Origin of the sequence: Afifella pfennigii DSM 17143 (assembly GCF_000688515.1) — a bacterium.
GTDB classification, from domain to species: Bacteria; Pseudomonadota; Alphaproteobacteria; order Rhizobiales; family Afifellaceae; genus Afifella; species Afifella pfennigii.
On sequence record NZ_JHZK01000008.1, the window covers coordinates 20823 to 40828 of the forward strand.

A 20006-nucleotide genomic window follows, 5' to 3' on the forward strand; every position below is an offset into this window, starting at 1 on the left:
AGATTATTGGCGACCTTCGATCAGCTCAAAAAGCGACGCTTCGGTGGGGCGATTCGCCACTAGGATCGGACCCTCGGCGAGGTTTCGCAAGGGGGCGGCTACCGGCTCGGCCAGGCAAAACAGCGTAGCGGACTGTTTTAGCGGAAGAAGCCGCGCCGTTTCGGCGGCGCGGGCGAAGGCGGCGGCGCTGCGGGCCGAATAGAGGAGAATGCCGAGCGGGTCGGCATCCGCCAGGGCGGCCTCGGCCGCCTGCGTCAGCGTGTGCACGGCAAGCGAGCGGTAGATCTCCTTCAGGATGACGGAAAAGCCGAACTCGGCGAGCTCCTCGTCCAGCGGCGCGGCGCGGCGATCGGCAGCGAGATAGAGAAGGGGCCCGCCGGCCGGATCGAGCCGATCGCGGATGAGGCGGGTCAGGTCGGCAGCGGCGCCATCGGCGCTCTCCACCGAGGCGAAGCCGAGATGATGCGCCTCCAAAGCGGTACGGTCGCCGACGGAAAAGAGCGGCAGATGCTGCAGCGAGGCCAGCTCGTGATGCACCGCCAGGGCGCGCACGGCATTGGCGCTGGTGACGATGACAGCCTGCAGGCCTTCCCGCGGCAGGCAGACATCGATCGTCTCGATGCGGATCGCCGGCGACAGGATCACCTCATGGTCGCGCAGCCTCAAAGCGCGCGCGGTGCGGCTTGCATCCGGCTCGGGCCTGGTGACGAGGAAACGCATCTGGGCAGGCTCAGCCGATGCCGAGACGGGCAAGAAGCTCCTTGGAGGTTCGCCCGCGCACATCCCGGCCGATATCGCGGCCGATCTCTTCGGCCGAGGCGGCATCGCCGTTGCCGGCGCCTTCCACCACTTCCGTGCCGTCCGGGGAAAGAAGCAGGCCGCGGAAGGAAAGCGCGCCGTCTTCGATCTGCGCCCAGCCGGCGATCGGCGTGCGACAGGAGCCGTCGAGCGTGTCGAGGAAAGCGCGCTCGCAGGTCACGGCCGCGCCCGTCTCGCGATGATCGATCTTGGCCATGAGCTCGCGAACCGGGGCATCGTCCTCGCGGCATTCGATGAGCACGGCGCCCTGACCGCAGGCGGGCGGGAAGTCGAACGGGTCGAGCAGCGCGGTCGCATGCTCGTGCAGGCCGAGGCGCCTCAGCCCCGCATGGGCGAGGAGCGTGGCGTCAAGCTCGCCCTCCTCAACCTTGCGGAGGCGGGTCGGCACGTTGCCGCGCAGAAGCGCGATCTCAAGGTCCGGCCGCGCCCGGCGCATCAGCGCCTCGCGGCGCAGCGAGGCGGTGCCGAGCTTCGCCCCCTGCGGCAGCGAATCGAGGCCCCCGCCATGGCGCGAGATCAGCGCGTCGCGAATGTCGGCGCGGGGCAGATAGCCGGCAACCGCCAGCCCGTCGGGCAGGCGCGTGGGCATGTCCTTGGCCGAATGCACGGCGATATCGATGGTCTTGTCGAGGAGCGCTTCCTCGATCTCCTTGGTGAAGAGCCCCTTGCCGCCGGCCTCCAGGAGCGCGCGGTCGGTGATGCGGTCGCCGGTGGTCTTGATGACGACGATCTCAATCGCCGCTTCCTGAAAGCCGGCCGCCACCAGCGCGTCGCGCGTGGCGTGGGCCTGCCACAAAGCGAGGTCGCTGCCGCGTGTTCCAATCCTGAGCTGTTCCATTGCCCGTTCTGCCTGCCCGATGCTACAGCCGTGCGGTCTAACCAGCCAGCGGGACAAGTGCAATGGAGCGGGGCGAGGGGTGCGCCAGTCTGACCGTGCTCGGCATCGAAACGAGCTGCGATGAGACCGCGGCAGCCGTGGTCTCGCGCCATGCCGACGGGTCCGGCGCGATCCTCAGCAGCGTCGTTTTGAGCCAGGTGGCGGCGCATCAGGCCTTCGGCGGCGTGGTGCCGGAGATCGCCGCGCGCGCCCATGTGGAGGCGCTCGACGAGGTCGTCGCCGCGTCGCTCAGGCAAGCGGAAGTCTCGCTCGCCGAGCTCGACGGTATCGCGGTGACGGCCGGGCCCGGCCTTATCGGTTGCCTTCTCGTCGGCGTGACGACGGCGCGGGCGCTCGCCGCGGCGAGCGGCGTGCCGCTTCTCGGCGTCAACCATCTGGAAGGCCATGCGCTGACGCCGGCGCTGGCGGAGGGCGCGGCCTTTCCCTATCTTCTGCTGCTTGTCTCCGGCGGGCATACGCAGCTCATCGGCGTCGACGGCTTTTCCCGCTATCGCCGTCTCGGCTCCACCATCGACGACGCGCTCGGCGAGGCCTTCGACAAGACCGCCAAGCTCCTTGGGCTTGGCTATCCGGGCGGCCCGGAAGTGGAGAAGGCGGCGGCGGGCGGCGATGCCGGCCGCTTCGATCTGCCGCGCCCGCTTCTTGGCACGCCCGGCTGCGACTTCTCCTTCTCCGGCCTGAAGACGGCGCTGCGGCTCAAGGCGGAAGCGGCGGCGCCTCTCTCGGAGCAAGACGTCGCCGATCTGTGCGCCGGCTTCCAGGCCGCCGTCGCCGAGGTCGTGGCGGAGCGCACGGCGCACGCGCTGGCGGAGGGAGAGTGGACCGCTCTCGTCGCCGCGGGCGGGGTCGCCGCCAACAAGGCGATCCGACGGGCCCTTCAGGAGACGGCGGAAAGGGCGGGGGTGCCCTTCCTGGTGCCGCCGCCGGAGCTTTGCACCGACAATGCGGTGATGATCGCCTGGGCGGGGCTCATGCAGCTCGCCGAGGGCGCGATTACGGAAGAGGTGGTGGCGCGCCCGCGCTGGCCGCTCGATAGGGACGCGGAGCCGCTGCTCGGCTCCGGCCGGCTGGGAGCGCGGGTATGACGGGAGCTTCGACATGACGGCGAGCGCGCGCGGAAAGGTGGCGGTCGCCGGGGCCGGGGCTTTCGGCACGGCGCTCGCCCTCGTCGCCCACCGGGCCGGGGCCGAGGTGATCCTGTGGAACATCGATGCCGACATCGCCGCCAAGATCGCCGCCAGCCGTGAGAACAGCTTCTTCCTGCCAGGGCCAAAGCTTCCGGCCGAAATCGATGTGACCGGCGAGACGGCGCGTATCGGCGAGGCGGGCTATGTGCTTCTGGCCGCGCCGGCGCAGGCGACGCGTTCGCTGCTTACCACCATCGGGCCGCATGTCGCGGCCGACGCGGTGCTGGTCGCCTGCGCCAAGGGCATTGAACGCGAAAGCGGCGCGCTGCAGAGCGAGATCGTCGCCGCCGCCGCGCCGGGCCACGCCGTCGCGGCCCTGTCGGGGCCGGGCTATGCGGGCGAGATCGCGCGCGGCCTGCCGACGGCGGTGACGGTGGCCGCCGCGAAGATGGCACTGGCGGAGGAGGTGGCGGCGCGCCTCTCCTCGGCAAGCTTTCGCGGTTATGCCAGCGACGACCCGGTGGGCGCGGAGCTGGGCGGGGCCTTGAAGAACGTCATCGCGATCGCCGCCGGCATCGTGGAGGGCAAGCGGCTCGGCGAAAGCGCCCGCGCGGCGCTGGTGACGCGCGGGCTTGCCGAAATGCGCCGGCTCGGGGCGAAAATGGGCGCGCGGGCGGAGACCTTCATGGGGCTTTCCGGGCTCGGCGATTTGATGCTGACGGCGATGAGCCGGCAATCGCGCAACACCAGCTTCGGCATCGCGCTCGCCGAGGGCGCCTCGGTGGCGGAGCTGACGGCGCCGGACAAGCCGCTGGCGGAGGGCGCCTTCACCGCCGAAATCGCCGCGGCGCTGGCAAAGCGGCATGGCGTGGAGATGCCGATCACGGCCGCCGTGGCGGCGGTGCTGGCCGGCCGGCTGACGGTGGAGGAGGCGATCGCGGCGCTGGTGTCGCGGCCGCTGAAGCACGAGACCGCTTGAACGAGGCCGCGGCCCGGGCGGGGCAGGGGAAGACGATGGCGTATTGGCTGTTCAAATCGGAGCCGCATACCTGGTCATGGGAGGATCAGGTGAAGGTCGGCGAGAAGGGACAGGAATGGGACGGGGTGCGCAACTTCCAGGCGCGCAATAATATGCGCGCCATGAAGGTGGGCGAGCGCGGCTTCTTCTATCATTCGGTCAACGAGAAGGCCGTCGTCGGCATCGTGGAGGTGAGCGCGGAGGCGCATGCCGATTCCACCGACAAGACGGGCAAGTGGGAATGCGTCGATATCAAAGCCGTCAAACCGCTAAAGAAGCCGGTGACGCTTGCCGACATCAAGGCGGACGGGCGGCTTGACGACATGGTGCTGGTGAAGAATTCCCGCCTTTCGGTGCAGCCGGTGAGCTGGAACGAGTTCCAGATCATCTGCGCGCTCGGCGGGCTCGACGCCAACGAGGTAAAGGCGGGTTGAGCGGGCGCCGGCACGGTTCCGGCCGCCGCGTAGAGCTAGAGGAGGAGATTTAGATGGCCTTTGCTGGCATCAACTACATCGCCGTCTTCCTCGCGGGTATCGCCTCCTTCATCTTCGGCGCCGTCTGGTACATGACGCTTTCCAAGCTGTGGATGCATGCGACGGGGCTGACCGCCGACGAGATCCGCGGTGAGCACGGCCGGCTCGACCGCTCGCCCTTCCTCATCTCCCTCAGCGGCGAGCTCTTCCTCGCCCTGATGCTGGCCGGGCTTATCGGCCATATCGGCCCCGTGACCATCGTCAATTCCCTCGCTTCTGCCTTCTTCGTCTGGTCCAGCTTCACCCTGGTGCCTCTCGCCATCAACCACCGCTACCAGCTCCTGCCCTGGTCGCTGACTTTCATAGATGCCGGCCATTGGCTCGGCGTGATGATGCTTCAGGGGCTGATCATCGGCGCCTTCGGGGTGTAGGGAGGGCGGCAAGCCGGCCTTGGGCGGCGGCAGCTCCCGCCTGAGGCGAGGCTCCGCCGAAAGTGCGAGGTTGGCGGCATGGACAGGCGGGCCGGCCTCAGCATAATGCCGGTCCACGAGCCGGGGCGTGCGCCCCGCCGAACGACATTCTGGGGAGGCTTCTCATGTCGGACGCGAAAGTTTATCCCGTCAGCTCGGACTGGGCCGAGCGCGCCTTTATCGACAAGGCGAGGTACGAGGAGATGTATGCGCGCTCGCTGAAGGACCCGGAAGGGTTCTGGGCCGAGCATGCCGAGCGCATCGACTGGATGAAGCCCTTCACCAAGGTGAAGAACACCAGCTACGACTATCACAACGTCTCCATCAAATGGTTCGAGGACGGCACCCTCAACGCCTCGGCCAATTGCATCGACCGGCACCTTGCCAGCCGGGCCGACCAGGTGGCGATCATCTGGGAGGGCGACGAGCCCGCCGACGACAAGCACATCACCTATCGCGAGCTCCACGAGCATGTGTGCCGGCTCGCCAATGTGATGAAGGCGCGCGGCGTGAAGAAGGGCGACCGGGTGACGATCTATATGCCGATGATCCCTGAGGCGGCCTATGCCATGCTCGCCTCAGCGCGCATCGGCGCCATCCATTCGGTCGTCTTCGGCGGCTTCTCGCCCGATTCGCTGGCCAACCGCATCGAGGATTGCCGCTCCGATTTCGTCATCACCGCCGATGAGGGCTTGCGCGGCGGGCGCAAAATCCCGCTGAAAGCCAATACCGACAAGGCGATCGAGCGGGCCGAGAAGGACGGCGCCTCGGTCCGCCACGTCCTGGTGGTGCGCCGCACCGGTGGCGACGTCGCCATGCAGGAAGGTCGCGATCTTTGGTATCACGAGGAGGTGGAGAAGGTCTCCGCCGAGTGCCCGGCGGAGGAGATGAGCGCGGAGGACCCGCTGTTCATCCTCTATACCTCCGGCTCCACCGGCAAGCCGAAGGGCGTCCTGCACACGACCGGCGGCTATCTCGTCTATACGTCGATGACCCACCAATACGTCTTCGACTACCATGACGGCGACATCTATTGGTGCACGGCCGATGTCGGCTGGGTGACGGGCCATTCCTATATCGTCTACGGGCCGCTGGCGAACGGGGCGACGACGCTGATGTTCGAGGGCGTGCCGAACTATCCTTCCGGCTCGCGCTTCTGGGAGGTGGTCGACAAGCACGGCGTCAACATCTTCTACACCGCGCCGACGGCGATTCGCGCCCTGATGGGGGCAGGCGACGAGGCGGTGACGAAGACCTCGCGCAAATCCCTGCGGCTGCTCGGCACGGTGGGCGAGCCGATCAACCCGGAAGCCTGGGAATGGTATTACCGTGTCGTCGGCGACGAGCGCTGCCCGGTGGTCGATACCTGGTGGCAGACGGAGACCGGCGGCATCCTGATCACGCCGCTGCCGGGCGCCATCGATCAGAAGCCGGGCTCGGCCACCAAGCCCTTCTTCGGTGTGGAACCGGCCCTGGTCGACAACGAAGGCAACCTCCTGCAAGGCGCGGGGGAGGGCAACCTCGTCATCCTCGATTCCTGGCCGGGGCAGATGCGCACCGTCTATGGCGACCACGAGCGCTTCGTGCAGACCTATTTCACCACCTATAAGGGCATGTACTTCACCGGCGATGGCTGCCGGCGCGACGAGGACGGCTATTACTGGATCACCGGCCGCGTCGACGACGTGCTCAACGTCTCCGGCCATCGCATGGGCACGGCGGAGGTGGAATCGGCGCTGGTCGCCCATCCGAAGGTCTCCGAGGCGGCCGTCGTCGGCTATCCGCACAACATCAAGGGGCAGGGCATCTACTGCTATGTGACGCTGATGGCGGGCGAGGAGCCGACCGAGGAATTGAAGAAGGAGCTGCGGGACTGGGTGCGCTCCGAAATCGGACCGATCGCCTCGCCGGACCTCATCCAGTTCGCGCCGGGTCTGCCGAAGACCCGCTCCGGCAAGATCATGCGCCGCATCTTGAGGAAGATCGCGGAGGACGATTTCTCCAATCTCGGCGATACTTCCACGCTGGCCGAGCCGGCCGTCGTCGAGGATTTGGTGGAGCACCGGCAGAACCGCGCCGGCTGAGCGGGCCGCAAGCGCGGCTGAAGAAGGGCGGGCCTCGTCCCGCCCTTGATTGCTGGCGCTCACCGCCTTTTGCCCGCCGCGTTGCTCACGCTTTTCGGCGTCGTCCCTTTCCGGGTCAGGCGGGCCGATGCAATTTACTTAGATTCTAAACCAAACCCGGAGGATTTGCTGCCGCCACGGAAGGTGCCGAGGCATAATTGCCGAAAACAGGGCATCTCTGGGGGAAGGCGATGCAAAGGGGATGGACGATCGCCGCCGTATCGGCGGTGGCGGCAGGCATGCTTGCGGCGCTGGTGTCGACCGGGGCGCAGGCCCGCGAGACGGTGAGCTTCGCCGACAGCTATCGGCCGGGAACCATCGTCATCAAGACCGGCGAGCGGCGGCTCTACCTCGTCATGACGGGCGGCAAGGCGGTGCGCTACCGGGTCGGGGTCGGCCGGCGCGGCAAGCAATGGTCGGGCCGCACCCGCATCACCCGCAAGGTCGTCGATCCCATCTTCTCGCCGCCGGCCGAGGTGAAACGCGACATTCCCACCCTGCCCGACCTTATCCCGCCGGGGCCGCGCAACCCGCTCGGGCCGCGGGCGATGACGCTGGCGCGCGGCTCCTACGCCATCCACGGCACCAACCGGCCCGGCTCGGTCGGCGGCTACGTCTCCTATGGCTGCATCCGCATGTACAATCGCGATATCGTCGACCTCTTCGAGCGGGTGCGCGTGGGAACGCCGGTGGTGGTGCTGCCTTAGCGCGGATCTTCGAGCTTCGCGCGCGCCACGCACCACGGCGCGCGGCTGCCGCCGCCATAGGGGCGGGCATGGCCGGCCGCGAGCAACAGCGCGGCCAGATCCGCCCCGTCGGCCCTGGCGACATCGGCGACGACGCGGCCGCCATATTTATCGGCGTCGATGCTTGAAAGCGTCACGGCGCCCTCGCCCAGAAGCTCCGCCAAGGCCGCCTTGGAGGCCTTCGCCATCGCCCGCTCCCTGGCGCAGGCGGCGCGCAGCTCCGGCGCGTCGACGCCGCGCAGGCGCACCAGCACCCTCACCTCCTGGCCGAGCCATATGGTGGCGCGAACCGCCAGCGTGTCGCCGTCGACGACCCGCTCGACGAAAGCGCGGTAAGGGCCGGGCAGCTCGGCCGCCGGCGAGGGCGGGGCGAGCATGGCAGCCAAAACAAGCGCAAGGACCGGCCGAATCGTGGGTGACAGGAACATATTCCTATCATAGCGTGCGCCCCGCCGCCGGGGAAGGGCACGCTTATACCCTCAGGAGAGGCGCGCGGTCCGGTCCCGCCAGGGCGGCCGGTTCAGGCATGCACCGGGCAAGGCTCAGAAATCGACCGCCTTGCCCTTGCGCTCCCAGTCGCCGTAGCGCACCGGCTCCGGACCGGTCGGCCCGTGGAACTCCGTCAGCGGGGCCGCCTCGCGGGCGCGCTCGGTGAGTTCGGCGCGGCGCTCCTCCGCTTCCGCGAGCGCCCTCTTGGCGGCTTCGGCGATACGGCTTTGCCTTTCGGCGGGAGCCATGCCTTCCTCCTCGCTGTCTGTCGCAGACGAGCGGATATCGCCGGTCGCCCCGTAGACGTGCCGATCGGCTGCGCCGCCCGCCAAGCTGTGACGTGAAAGCTCGCTCATCGTCTTTCCCCCCTTCTGCGCGGCGCCCCCCAAGCCGTTCTCGCCGACTTGTTATTGAAGGCGGGCCGGCCGCACACAAGATAAAGGCGAGCATAACGCATTTTTTCTGCGGAGCCCAAGAGCATGAACATGATGAAGACCGCCATGCTTCTCGCCGCGATGACGGCGATCTTCATGGGTGTCGGTTACCTGATCGGCGGATCGGGCGGCGCGGTGATCGCTCTCATCGTCGCCGCGGCGATGAACCTTTTCTCCTTCTGGAACGCCGACAAGCTCGTTCTCAGAATGCACAATGCGCACGAGGTCGACGAGCGCTCGGCGCCCCAATTCTACGCAATGGTGCGGGATTTGGCGGCCCGCGCCGAGCTGCCGATGCCCAAGGTCTACCTCATCGACAGCGACCAGCCGAACGCCTTCGCCACCGGCCGCAACCCGGACAACGCGGCGGTCGCCGCGACCACCGGCCTGTTGCGCGAACTCAGCCCCGAGGAGGTCGCCGGGGTCATGGCGCACGAGCTAGCGCATGTGAAGAACCGCGACACTTTGACCATGACGATTACCGCAACGCTCGCCGGCGCCATCGCCATGCTGGGCAATTTCGCCCTCTTTTTCGGCGGCTCGCGCGACAACAACTCGCCCTTCGGCTTCATCGGCGTGCTGCTTGCGGCGCTGACGGCGCCATTCGCGGCGATGCTGGTGCAGATGGCCATCTCGCGCACGCGCGAATATTCAGCCGACCGCGACGGCGCGGCGATCGCCGGCAACCCCTTGTGGCTTTCCTCCGCCCTTGCCAAGATCGCCGGCGCCGTGAAGCGCCGTCCGATGATGAGCGCGGAGCAAAATCCCGCCTCGGCGCATATGTTCATCATCAACCCCCTGACCGGCGAGCGCATGGACAATCTCTTCTCCACCCATCCGGCGACGGAGAACCGCATCGCGGCGCTGGAGGAGATCGCCCGCTCCGGCGGTATCTCGGCCGGGCCGCAGCTTTCGCGCGGAGCGCCAACCGGCTCCGGCGGCACCGGTCCCTGGGGCGCCTCCGGCGGGGCGCGCCGGCGCGCAGGGCCCTGGGGATGACGCGCTTCTCGGCTGAACTATCTTGAGCGAGGAAAAGGCGCGCGGCGCCGGTTTGAAAGAGCGGCAAGGCGCGCGCGCCAAGCCTCAGCGGCCGGGTAAGGGGCGCGCGGCGCCGCGTTCACGCGGCCGCGGCGAAAAGACCGGCACCAGGCCGCAGGCGGCGGCGCCGGGCCTGGCGGCACGCGAGGCGGCGCTCGCCATTTTCCTCAAGGTCGTCCGCGACGGGGCGCCGCTGCCGGCGCTGCTGGAGTCCGCGCCTCCGGGCTTCAAGGCGCTGTCGGCGCCCGATAAGGCGCTGGTGCGGGCCATGCTGGAGGCGGCGTTGCGCCATCGCGGCGAAATCGAGACGGCGGTCGCCCGCCGCCTGGAACGCCCGCTGGACGAAAAGGCGCACAGGCTCTCCGCGCTCCTCCATCTCGGCGCGGCGCAGATCCTTTTTCTCGACGTGCCCGACCATGCGGCGATCAATCTTGCCGTCACCGCCGCCGGCCGCGATCGGCGCACGGCGCGCACCAAGGGTCTCGTCAATTCGGTGCTGCGGCGCATCGCCCGCGAACGCCAGGAGGTGCTGCGCGCGGCAGATGCCTCCGACAACGCGCCCGCATGGCTCAAGGCGCGCTGGCTCGCCCATTGGGGCGAGGCGCGCGCTGAAGCGATCTTTCAAGCCCATGGCGAGACGCCGCCCCTCGACCTTTCCGCGCGCGGCGCGCCGCAGGAGGTCGCGGCGCTCGTCGGCGGCAGGGTCCTGCCGACCGGTACCGTGCGGCTTGAGCGCGGCGGCGCCGTCTCGGCTCTGCCCGGCTACGACGACGGGCTTTGGTGGGTGCAGGACGCGGCCGCTTCCATCCCGGCGCGGCTTCTCGGCGATGTGCGCGGCAAGCGCGTCGCCGATCTGTGCGCCGCGCCCGGGGGCAAGACGGCGCAGCTCGCGGCCGCGGGGGCGAAGGTGACGGCCATCGAAAAATCCGCCGCGCGCCTGAAGCGGCTTGCCGGCAACCTCTCGCGCCTTGGCCTTTCGGCCGAGCTGGTGGAGGCCGATATTCTCGCCTATCGGCCGGCCGAGCCCTTCGACGCCATCCTTCTCGACGCGCCCTGCACGGCGACGGGCACGGCGCGGCGCCATCCCGATCTTGTGTGGACCAAGCGCCCGGATGAAATCGGCGCGCTCGCTGCGTTGCAGGCGACAATGCTCGCGCGCGTCGGCGGCTGGCTGAAGCCCGGCGGCGTTCTCGTCTATGCCACCTGCTCGCTGGAGCCGGAGGAGGGCGAGGCGCAGGCGCGAGCCTTCTCGGCGGCGCAGCAGGAGCTGCGCGCCTTGCCGCTGAACGAGGCCGAGTTTCCCTGGCTTGACGGCTTTCTCACGCCGGAAGGCTATTTCCGCAGCCTGCCGGGCATGCCGATCGGCGAGGGCGAGGGCGAGGCGGGCCGGGCCGGCATGGACGGCTTTTTCGCGGCGCGCTGGCGAAGGCTCTAGACGCTGGATAACGGGGCGGCGCCGCTTGCCGCCGCGCGCACACTTGCTTGCCACGAATCACAAAGCACTATAGCGCCAAAACATGGCACAGATTGCGCCGGGTGACAGATGGCGGCTGAACCGTTCGCGTGCCGAGCGGATGGGGCGTCGGCTTCGCCTGACGACGCTGATCGGCCTGCCGGGCTGGGCAGGCGGCGGGGCGCGGTCGCAATTGCTGATCGCGCCGCCGGATCTGAGAACCGCCGATCCGACCATCGCGGAGGAAATCTATTCCGGCCGCTTCGCCTTTGCCGGTCAATCGGTCGAGACGGAAGGCAGCTCGCCTTTCGACGTGGTGCCGCCGAGCAGCGATTGGGAAGCGGTCCTGCACGGCTTCGGCTGGCTGAGGCATCTGAAGGCGGCTGCGACGCCCGTGGCGCGCTCCAACGCCAAGGCCATCGTCGTCGACTGGCTCGACAGGGAGCGGCGGCACGGCGCCGTCGCCTGGCGCCCGGAAATCGCCGCAAGGCGGCTCATCTCCTTCCTGTCGCAGTCCAATCTCATCCTGGAAGGTGCCGATCACGATCTCTACCGTTCCTTCGTGCGCGCCCTTAGCAAGCACGCCGCTTATCTCAGAAAATCCTACCTCGCCGCCGAGCCGGGGCTGAAGCGGTTGCAGGTGGCGGTGGCGCTCGCCATGGCCGGGCTGTGCCTGTCGCGCCAGGAGCGGCTCGCCAAGCGCGGGCTGGAGCGAGTGGAGCAGGAGATCACCGCCCAGTTCCTTACCGATGGCGGGCATGTGACGCGCAACCCGGCGGCGATCCTGGAAGCGCTGCTGGATTTGCTGCCGCTGCGCCAGACCATCGTGGCGCGCGGCCAGAACCCGCCGGCAGCGCTGCTCGGTGCCGTCGACCGGGCCATGCCCATGCTGCGCTTCTTCCGCCATAGCGACGGCGCCGTCGCCCAGTTCAACGGCGCCTCGGCGGGCGCGCGCGACCAGCTCTCCACCGTGCTCGCCTATGACGAGGCGCTCGGCAAGCCCGTCGCCTCGGCGCCCTATTCAGGCTTCGAGCGCCTGGAGGCCGGCGACAGCGTTCTCATCGTCGATGCCGGCCCGCCGCCGCCGCTCGACTTCAGCGGCGAGGCGCATGCCGGCACGCTCGCCTTCGAGTTCTCGCATGGCAACCACCGCCTGGTGATCAATTGCGGCGTGCCGCAAGCCCGCTACGAGGCGCTGCGCCAGGCGGCGCGCCAGACGGCCGCGCATTCCACGGCAACGCTCGCCGATACCTCCTCCAGCCATCTGCAGGCGGAAGGCGACCGGGTTCTCATCGTCGGCGGGCCGCGCAAGGTGGAGCGCGAGCGCCGTGCCGAACCAGACGGAACCATCCGTCTGCAGCTCTCCCATGACGGCTATTCCAAGAGCCTCGGCTTCGTGCATCGCCGCCGCCTGGTTCTGGCGGCGGACGGGCTCGCCCTTGCCGGGCAGGACGTCTTCGAGGGCAGCGGTCCGCCGCACACGCCCTACGACATCCGTTTCCATCTGGAGCCTGGCGTCACCGCCGAATTCGCGGAGGAGGAAGAGGCCGGCCATATCGACCTCGTTCTCGGCGACGGCACGCATTGGCGCTTCACCGCGAACGCGCCATTGGCGATCGAGGAAAGCGCCATCTTCTCGCCCTCGCGCGGGGCGCAGCGCAGCCTGCAGATCGTGCTTTCGGGGGAGGTGGGCGAGGCGCCTTGCGTCGAATGGAGGCTTGCGCGTCTCGCCTGAGGGGTTAAGAGCGGCCGAACCCTCCGATCTCTGACAGAAAGGCCGAGACGCTTCATGGCGGCTTCCTCTCACAAAGGCTCATCCGGACCCGCCAGGCTGGCGGTGAAACGCGCCCTCATCTCGCTCTCCGACAAGACCGGCGCTACCGACTTCGCCAAGGCGCTCGCGGCGGCGGGGGTGGAGCTTCTCTCCACCGGCGGCACGGCCAAGGCGCTGAAGGAGGCCGGCCTTGCCGTGACCGATGTCTCGGAGGTCACCGGTTTTCCAGAGATCATGGACGGGCGGGTGAAGACGCTGCATCCGGCGGTGCATGGCGGCATCCTGGCCGTGCGCGATGCGCCGGAGCATGTCGCGGCCATGCGCGAGCACGGTATCGCGCCGATCGATCTCGTCGCCATCAACCTCTATCCCTTCGAGGCGACGGCGCAGAGAAGCGACGATCCGCTGGAGATTATCGAGAATATCGATATCGGCGGGCCGGCGATGATCCGCGCCGCGGCGAAGAACGCCGCCTTCGTCGCCGTCGTCACCGATCCGGCCGATTACGGCCGCGTCGCCGAAGAGGTGGCGGCCGGCGGCGTGGAAAGGGCGCTGCGCCAGGAGCTGGCCGGCAAGGCCTTCGCGCGCACCGCGGCCTATGACGCGGCGATCGCCGGCTGGTTCGCCGAACGGGAAGGCACGCTCTTTCCGGAGCGTCTCAGCCTTTCGGCGGAGCGCGCCGCGGAGCTGCGCTACGGCGAGAACCCGCATCAAAAGGCGGCGCTTTATCGCCTCGACGGCGCGCGCCCCGGCGCCGCCAGCGCCAGGCTCGCCAACGGCAAGCCGCTCTCCTTCAACAATCTCGGCGATGCCGACGCGGCCTATCAGCTCGTCGCCGACCTCGATCCCGCCCGGCCGGCGATCGCCATCATCAAGCACGCCAATCCTTGCGGCGTGGCCAGCGGCGCGTCTCTTGCCGAGGCCCATCAGAAGGCGCTGCGCTGCGATCCGGTCTCCGCCTATGGTGGCGTCGTCGCGGCGAACCGTCCCCTCGACGCACAAGCGGCCAAGGCGATCACCGCGCTTTTCACCGAAGTGGTGATCGCGCCGGACGCCGACGAGGAGGCGCTGAACATCTTCGCGGCAAAGCCTAATCTGCGGCTGCTGCTGACAGGCGAGATGCGCCCGGCGGAGGGCATCATCCTGCGCTCCATCGCCGGCGGCCTGCTCGTTCAGGAGGCGGATGTGGCGCAGGTCAGCGAGGCGGATCTGAAGGTCGTCACCAAGCGGGCCCCGAGCCCGGGCGAGCTTGCCGACCTTCTCTTCGCCTTCCGCGTCGCCAAGCATGTGAAGTCGAACGCCATCGTCTACGCCAAGGACGGGGCGACCGTCGGCATCGGCGCCGGCCAGATGAGCCGCGTCGATTCGGCCAGGATCGCCGCCTGGAAGGCGGCCGAGGCGGCCCGTCAGGCGGGCGAGGAAGTGGCGCTCACGGAAGGTTCGGTGGTTGCCTCCGACGCCTTCTTTCCCTTCGCCGACGGGCTGATGGCGGCGGCGGAGGCCGGCGCCAGCGCCGTCATCCAGCCGGGCGGCTCACTGCGCGACGAAGAGGTGATCGCGGCCGCCGACGAGGCGGGGCTGGCCATGGTGCTAACTGGCCTTCGCCATTTCCGCCACTAGCCGCGGATCGGTGCAGGAGGCGGCGGCCTGCTGCTCGGCCAGCTCCATGAGAAGGCCGGCAGCGATCGTCGCCTTCGCCGTGGTGGCGCGGCCGTCGGCGAGGATGGAGGCGACGCGCGCCGCCGTGGCCTCCACGCGGCGGCCGGATTCCTCCTCCCAGTGCGCCAGGTCCGGCGCTGCGGAACCGGCATGGGCGAGCATGTCCGTGGCAAGGGCGCGATGGGCGGCCGACAGGCTGTCGCGCGCCTTCTCAATCGCCAGGAGCTCGTAGTAGTCCGACGTGTCGACATTGGCGATCATGGCATCGAGCTTGGCGAAGGAGAAGCGCTCGGCGATGGCGTAATAGGCGGCGGCCGCCGCTTCCAGATCGCGGCCGCAGCGCTCGGCCACCAGCGCCACGTCGGTGCCGCTCGCCAGCTCCGGCAGGAGCGCCAGCTCCGCCGCGAGCGAGGCCGGCACGCCCGCCCTGGAGAACGCCGCCTGGCGTGCGGCGACCGCTTCGGCAGCGAATTCCGGCAACAGGCCCGGCAGGATCGGGCGTAGCGCCGCCAGCGTGGCGCGGTAGCGCTCCACCACCGCGGCGATGCCGGCGGATAGATCGACATTGTGCAGGAACCAGCCGATGCGGTCGATGAGGACATCCTGGACATCGCGATAGAGCTCCAGCTGAAGCTGGCCGCAGATGCGGTTGTCGAGCCCGTCGATGCCGGCATGCAGGCCCTGCATCGAAAAAGCGTCGCGCACGGCGGTGTAGGAACGGGCGACCATGGCCGCGGAGGCGCCGGTGCGGTCGCGCAGACGCACCAGCACGGTTGGCCCGCCGCGGTTGATCAGCGAATTGGCGACCTGCGTGGCGATGATCTCGCGGCGCAGGCGATGGCCGGCGATCTCCTCGGTGAAAGGCGCCTGCATGCGCTCGGGGAAATAGCGTGTCAGCTCGCGCAGAAGATAGGCGTCGTCCGGCAGGTCGCTTCTGACCAGATCGTCGAAGAGTGAGATCTTGGTGTAGGAGAGAAGGATGCCGATCTCGGCGCGCGTCAGCGGCTGGCCCTGCGCCCCGCGCTCGGCGAGGCGGGCATTGTCGGGCAGGAATTCCACCTCCCGGTCGAGATAGCCGTCCTCCTCCAGATCGTTCATCAGCCGCGCCTGATGGGCGAGATTTTCCCGCCCGCGCAAGGATTCCAGGCTGATGGCCAGGGTCTGCTGATAATTGTTCCTGAGAACCAGTTCGGCGACCTCGTCGGTCATCTCCGCCAGCAGCTTGTCGCGATCGGCGCGTTTCAGGCGGCCGGTGCGCAAGGCCGGCGCGAAGGCGATCTTGATGTTGACCTCAAGATCGGAGGAGTTGACGCCGCCGGAATTGTCGATGGCGTCGGAGTTGCAGCGTCCGCCGGCAAGGCCGTAGGCGACACGCGCCTGCGAGGTCATGGCAAGGTTCGCCCCCTCGCCGACGACCTTGGCGCCGAGCTCGGCGGCGGTGACGCGGATGGCGTCGTTGGCCTTGTCGCCGACCTCCGCGTCGCTCTCGTGCGGGGCGCGCACATAGGTGCCGATGCCGCCGAACCAGAGAAGATCGACCTGCATCTTCAAAATCGCGCGGATCACCTCGTTCGGCCGGGCCGAAGGGCCGGGCAGGCCTAAAAGCGCGGAGATTTGCGGCGACAGGGGTATCGACTTGCTCTTGCGGGAGAAGACGCCGCCGCCCTTGGAGATGAGTCTGGCGTCGTAATCCTGCCAGGAGGAGCGGCCCAAGGCGAAGAGACGGCGACGCTCCTTGTGGCTCGTCTGCGGGTCGGGATCGGGGTCGAGAAAGATGTCGCGGTGGTCGAAGGCGGCCAGCAGCCGGATCGCCTTGGACAGAAGCATGCCGTTGCCGAAGACGTCGCCCGACATGTCCCCGACGCCGGCGACGGTGAAGGGCTGTTCCTGGATATCGACATCCATCTCGCGGAAATGCCGCTTCACCGCCTCCCAGGCGCCCTTCGCGGTGATGCCCATCTGTTTGTGGTCGTAGCCGGCCGAGCCGCCGGAGGCGAAAGCGTCGCCGAGCCAGAAGCCGCGTGCCTCGGAGACGGCGTTGGCGGTGTCGGAGAAAGAGGCTGTGCCCTTATCGGCGGCGACGACGAGATACGGATCGTCCTCGTCGTGGCGCACGATGCGCTGCGGCGGCACCACGCCGTCGCCCTCAAGATCGTCGGTGACCGATAAGAGCCGGTCGACGAAGGCGATATAGGCCTCGCGGCCGGCCTCGAAGATTGCCTCGCGGGAACCTTCGGCCGGCAAGAGCCGCGGGAAGAAGCCGCCCTTGGCGCCGACCGGGACGATGACGGCGTTCTTCACCTGTTGCGCCTTGACCAGGCCGAGTACCTCGACGCGGAAATCCTGCGGCCGGTCGGACCATCTGAGGCCGCCGCGCGCCACCGGGCCGAAGCGCATATGCACGCCTTCCACCTGGGGCGAATGCACGAAAATCTCGCGGAAGGGTCGTGGTGGGGCGAGGAAGGGCAGATCGCGCGGCTTCAGCTTCAAGGTGATGGCGAGCGGCGGCTCGCCATCGGCGTCGAGCGTGTAATAGTCGGTGCGCTTGGTGGCGAGAATGACGGCGCGGCAGGCGCGCAGGATGGTGTCGTCGTCGAGGCTGACGACGGCGTTGAGCGCCTTGTCGAGCGCCTTGTCGGCATCCTCCTCGGCCTTTTCGCGCTCCTCGATCGCCGGGTCGAAGCGGGCGGCGAAGCGCGCCACCAGGAGGCAGGCGATCTCGTCGTTGCGGCACAGCGTGTCCCAGATGTAGTCGAGCGAATAGGGAAGCTGCGTCTGCCTCAGATAGCGGCCTACGGTGCGCAGGAGCGCCGCCTCGCGCCAGGTGACACCGGCCTCGAGCACCAGGGCGTTGAAGCCGTCATTGTCGGCGCGTCCGTTCCAGATGGCGCGGATCGCCTTCTCCAGGCGCGGCGCGGCCGGGCCGATGGCTTCATGCCTGCCGCTCTTGGGGCTCAGCGTCATGTCGTGGATATAGACGGCAGGCCGGGTGGCGGGCCGCACCAGATAGGTGCGCTCGTTGACGACGGCGAAGCCGAGATTTTCCAGCAGCGGCACCCGGCGCGACAGCGGGATCGGCGTTTCCAGATGGTGAAAGCGCAACAGCGTGCGCTCCAGCCCGCCCTCCACGCGGCTGCGGAAATGTGCCGCGATCATCGACTGACCGGCAAGGCCGCGGCCGATATGAATGTCCTTGACCGCATCCTCGGCGGTGTAGGTGGCCCGGTATTCGCGCCCGAAGGCCTCGCGGTATTCGGCGAAAAGGCCGGTCTCATGCGGGAAGGCGTTCGCCAATGCCTCGCGCAGATCGTCCTCGAAGGTGCGGGTGATGTCGCGGATGCGCGTCTCCACATCGCCCTGGCTCGGATCGGCGCTCTCGGCGCCATCCTCCGGCACCGGGTTGCGGCCGATGATGAAATGGACGCGCGCCAGATGTCCCCCCGGGAAGGAGGGGAAGGCGGCGGAGACATGGCCGGCGAACATCTCGGCGAGCGCCTCGCCGATCTCCGCGCGGATATCAGAGGAATAGCGCTCGCGCGGCACGTAGACGAGGACGGAGACGAAGCGGCCGAAACGGTCGGCGCGGATGAGGGCGCGCACGCGCGGCCGCTCCTGCAGATGCAAGACCGCCATCGCCTGGTCGAAGAGCGTTTCCACGTCCGCCTGGAAGAGCTCGGTGCGCGGGAAGCTCTCCAGGATGTTCAACAGCGTCTTGCCGGAATGGCTGAGGGGATCGAAGCCGGCCCTGGCGATGATCCGCTCGGCCTTGCGGCGGATGAAGGGGATCGACTGGACGGAGCGGGTGAAGGCGGTGGCGGTGAACAGGCCCACCACCCTTAATTCGCCGGTTACACGATTTTCCTCGTCGAAAATCTTGACGCCGATATAGTCCATGTAGTCGCGGCGGTGGACGCGCGAGACGACGTTCGCCTTGATGATGATCAGCGGTTCGGGGCTGAGGAGGAACTCGCGGATCTGCGGCGTCATGGTCACCAGTTCACCGCCGCGGCGCAAAATCTTCATCTGCGGATCGCGCAGCAGGCCGAGCCCTTCGCCATCGTTCGCCTCAAGGCTCTCGCCGGTGCTGGTGTCGTAGGAGAGCTCGCGCATGCCGAGGAAGGTGAAGTTGTCGTCCTCCAGCCATTCCAGCAGCGCGATCGCTTCCTCAAGCTCCTCCTCGTCCAGCTGCGGCGGGTCCTTGCGGTAGTCGCGGATCGCCATGCGCAGACGGGCGCGCATGGCCCGCCAATCGGTGGTGACGACGCGCACCTCCTGCAGGAGGCTTTTCAGCGAGGCCTCCAGGGCGGCCTTGGCCTCCTCGTCGGGCAGACGGGCGATCTCGATATGCAGATAGCTCTCGCGCTCCGTCTTGGGCTTGGTTTCCCGGCCGGCCTGGGAAAAGTGCGTCAGCCTGCCGGCCTCGTCGCGCTCCACCTCCACGATGGGGTGCAGAACGAGGCGGATCGGCTGGCCGGTCGCCTGGATCTCGCCGATGACGGAATCGAAGATGAAGGGACGGTTCCTGCCGATGATATCGATGGCGGTCACCGGCCGGCCCTTCTCGTCGGCGGCGTCGATGTCGCGCAGCGCCACCTTGGGTACCTCCGGATCGCGCTCGGCGATGAAGCCGAAGGCCGCCTTGACGATGCCGGCGAGGCTGTCAGGCGGATAGAGCGCGATATCCTCGCCGGCGGAATGGGCGAAGAAGATGTCCGCAAAGCGCTGCAGCGTCTTGCCGTCCGGCTCCTGGCCGAGGAGCTTCTTGGTCGCCTGGATGCGTTTCTTCTTCTCAGGCTCGTAGCGATCCGGCATCGGCTTCCTCTTTGTCGCCCGCTCGTGGGCTTGTGCAGCGGCGCTCGGCAGGATCACATGGAGCGCGGATGACCTTCAAGACTGGAGACGTTCTATGGAAAAGGCTTGCGGCGGGCGTGTGACGGCGCTCGATCTGCCGATGGCCGAACCGCTCAGCGCGGAGACGACGGCCTATTTCGCCAAATGCGAGGAAAAGCTCGGCCTCGTCCCCAACGTTCTGAAGGCCTACGCCTTCGACGAGAAGAAGCTGCGCGCCTTCACCGATTTCTACAACGACCTGATGCTCGGCGACAGCGGGCTCTCCAAGCTGGAGCGGGAGATGATCGCCGTCGTCGTCTCCTCGGTGAACCATTGCTATTACTGCCTGACGGCGCATGGCGCGGCGGTGCGGGCGCTTTCCGGCGATCCGGCGCTGGGCGAGATGATGGCGATGAATTATCGCGCCGCCGAGCTCTCGGAAAGGCAGAAGGCGATGCTCGATTTCGCCGTGCTCCTGACCGAGCAGCCGGAGGCGATCGAGGAGGATGACAGGCAGGGGCTGCGCGATGCCGGGTTTTCCGACCGCGACATCTGGGACATCGCCGCGGTGGCGGCCTTCTTCAACATGTCGAACCGGCTCGCGGCGGCGAGCGATATGCGCCCGAATCCGGAGTATCATGGTCAGGCGCGGTAA

At 68.2% G+C, this 20006-nt stretch carries 16 protein-coding genes; 11 read left to right on the forward strand and 5 right to left on the reverse strand.

Annotated elements, in window-relative coordinates:
- Positions 1–3: 3 nt before the first annotated feature.
- Positions 4–720: a uroporphyrinogen-III synthase gene (locus Q331_RS22960; protein ID WP_169738479.1), complete on the reverse strand. Its 717-nt coding sequence runs from the start codon at positions 718–720 to the stop codon at positions 4–6.
- A 10-nt stretch (positions 721–730) separates the two neighbouring features.
- Positions 731–1657, reverse strand: a complete 927-nt coding sequence (hemC, locus tag Q331_RS0108255) for a hydroxymethylbilane synthase (protein WP_034491541.1) — start codon at positions 1655–1657, stop codon at positions 731–733.
- Between the two features lie 62 nt (positions 1658–1719).
- On the opposite strand from hemC, the gene tsaD reads away from it, so the two are divergent.
- From tsaD to Q331_RS0108285, 6 genes are all read left to right on the forward strand, one after another.
- Positions 1720–2802 carry a tRNA (adenosine(37)-N6)-threonylcarbamoyltransferase complex transferase subunit TsaD gene (tsaD, locus tag Q331_RS0108260; RefSeq protein WP_034491543.1) on the forward strand — a complete coding sequence of 361 codons (1083 nt, stop codon included), beginning with the start codon at positions 1720–1722 and terminating at the stop codon, positions 2800–2802.
- A gap of 13 nt (positions 2803–2815) precedes the next feature.
- Positions 2816–3823, forward strand: a complete 1008-nt coding sequence (locus tag Q331_RS0108265) for an NAD(P)H-dependent glycerol-3-phosphate dehydrogenase (RefSeq protein ID WP_026380293.1) — start codon at positions 2816–2818, stop codon at positions 3821–3823.
- Between the two features lie 35 nt (positions 3824–3858).
- A complete protein-coding gene (locus tag Q331_RS0108270; RefSeq protein ID WP_026380294.1) occupies positions 3859–4296 on the forward strand; it encodes an EVE domain-containing protein in 438 nt (145 codons plus the stop codon).
- A 53-nt stretch (positions 4297–4349) separates the two neighbouring features.
- On the forward strand, positions 4350–4766 hold the full coding sequence (locus Q331_RS0108275; protein ID WP_026380295.1) for a DUF1761 domain-containing protein: 417 nt from the start codon (positions 4350–4352) through the stop codon (positions 4764–4766).
- A gap of 164 nt (positions 4767–4930) precedes the next feature.
- Entirely contained in the window at positions 4931–6889 is a 1959-nt protein-coding gene (acs, locus tag Q331_RS0108280; RefSeq protein ID WP_026380296.1) for an acetate--CoA ligase, read from the forward strand.
- 230 nt (positions 6890–7119) lie between these two features.
- The gene (locus Q331_RS0108285) at positions 7120–7635 is read left to right on the forward strand and encodes a L,D-transpeptidase (RefSeq protein WP_026380297.1); all 516 of its coding nucleotides are present in this window, start codon (positions 7120–7122) and stop codon (positions 7633–7635) included.
- Here Q331_RS0108285 and Q331_RS0108290 read toward each other — a convergent pair.
- Together Q331_RS0108290 and Q331_RS24390 are read right to left on the reverse strand one after the other, a co-directional pair.
- Complete coding sequence (locus Q331_RS0108290) at positions 7632–8051, reverse strand: thermonuclease family protein (RefSeq protein ID WP_245615562.1); 420 nt, start codon at positions 8049–8051, stop codon at positions 7632–7634. The genes Q331_RS0108285 and Q331_RS0108290 overlap by 4 nt on opposite strands.
- Before the next feature lie 165 nt (positions 8052–8216).
- Positions 8217–8519: a DUF1674 domain-containing protein gene (locus Q331_RS24390; protein ID WP_407637769.1), complete on the reverse strand. Its 303-nt coding sequence runs from the start codon at positions 8517–8519 to the stop codon at positions 8217–8219.
- Positions 8520–8642: 123 nt separating this feature from the next.
- Here Q331_RS24390 and htpX point away from each other — a divergent pair, with 123 nt between their 5' ends.
- The 4 genes from htpX to purH all read left to right on the forward strand — a co-directional run bounded on the left by htpX (position 8643) and on the right by purH (position 14482).
- Positions 8643–9596, forward strand: coding sequence for a zinc metalloprotease HtpX (gene htpX / locus Q331_RS0108300; protein ID WP_026380300.1), 954 nt, complete (start codon positions 8643–8645; stop codon positions 9594–9596).
- 22 nt (positions 9597–9618) lie between these two features.
- Positions 9619–11070, forward strand: a complete 1452-nt coding sequence (locus Q331_RS0108305; RefSeq protein ID WP_084174910.1) for a transcription antitermination factor NusB — start codon at positions 9619–9621, stop codon at positions 11068–11070.
- Between the two features lie 82 nt (positions 11071–11152).
- Positions 11153–12823, forward strand: a complete 1671-nt coding sequence (locus Q331_RS20635; protein ID WP_084174912.1) for a heparinase II/III family protein — start codon at positions 11153–11155, stop codon at positions 12821–12823.
- 54 nt (positions 12824–12877) lie between these two features.
- Entirely contained in the window at positions 12878–14482 is a 1605-nt protein-coding gene (gene purH / locus Q331_RS0108315; RefSeq protein WP_051630844.1) for a bifunctional phosphoribosylaminoimidazolecarboxamide formyltransferase/IMP cyclohydrolase, read from the forward strand.
- Here the strand turns inward: purH and Q331_RS20640 are convergent.
- The gene (locus Q331_RS20640; RefSeq protein ID WP_051630848.1) at positions 14453–19333 is read right to left on the reverse strand and encodes an NAD-glutamate dehydrogenase; all 4881 of its coding nucleotides are present in this window, start codon (positions 19331–19333) and stop codon (positions 14453–14455) included. The genes purH and Q331_RS20640 overlap by 30 nt on opposite strands.
- 94 nt (positions 19334–19427) lie before the next feature.
- Between Q331_RS20640 and Q331_RS0108325 the strand changes: the two genes are divergently transcribed.
- On the forward strand, positions 19428–20006 hold the full coding sequence (locus Q331_RS0108325; RefSeq protein WP_026380303.1) for a peroxidase-related enzyme: 579 nt from the start codon (positions 19428–19430) through the stop codon (positions 20004–20006).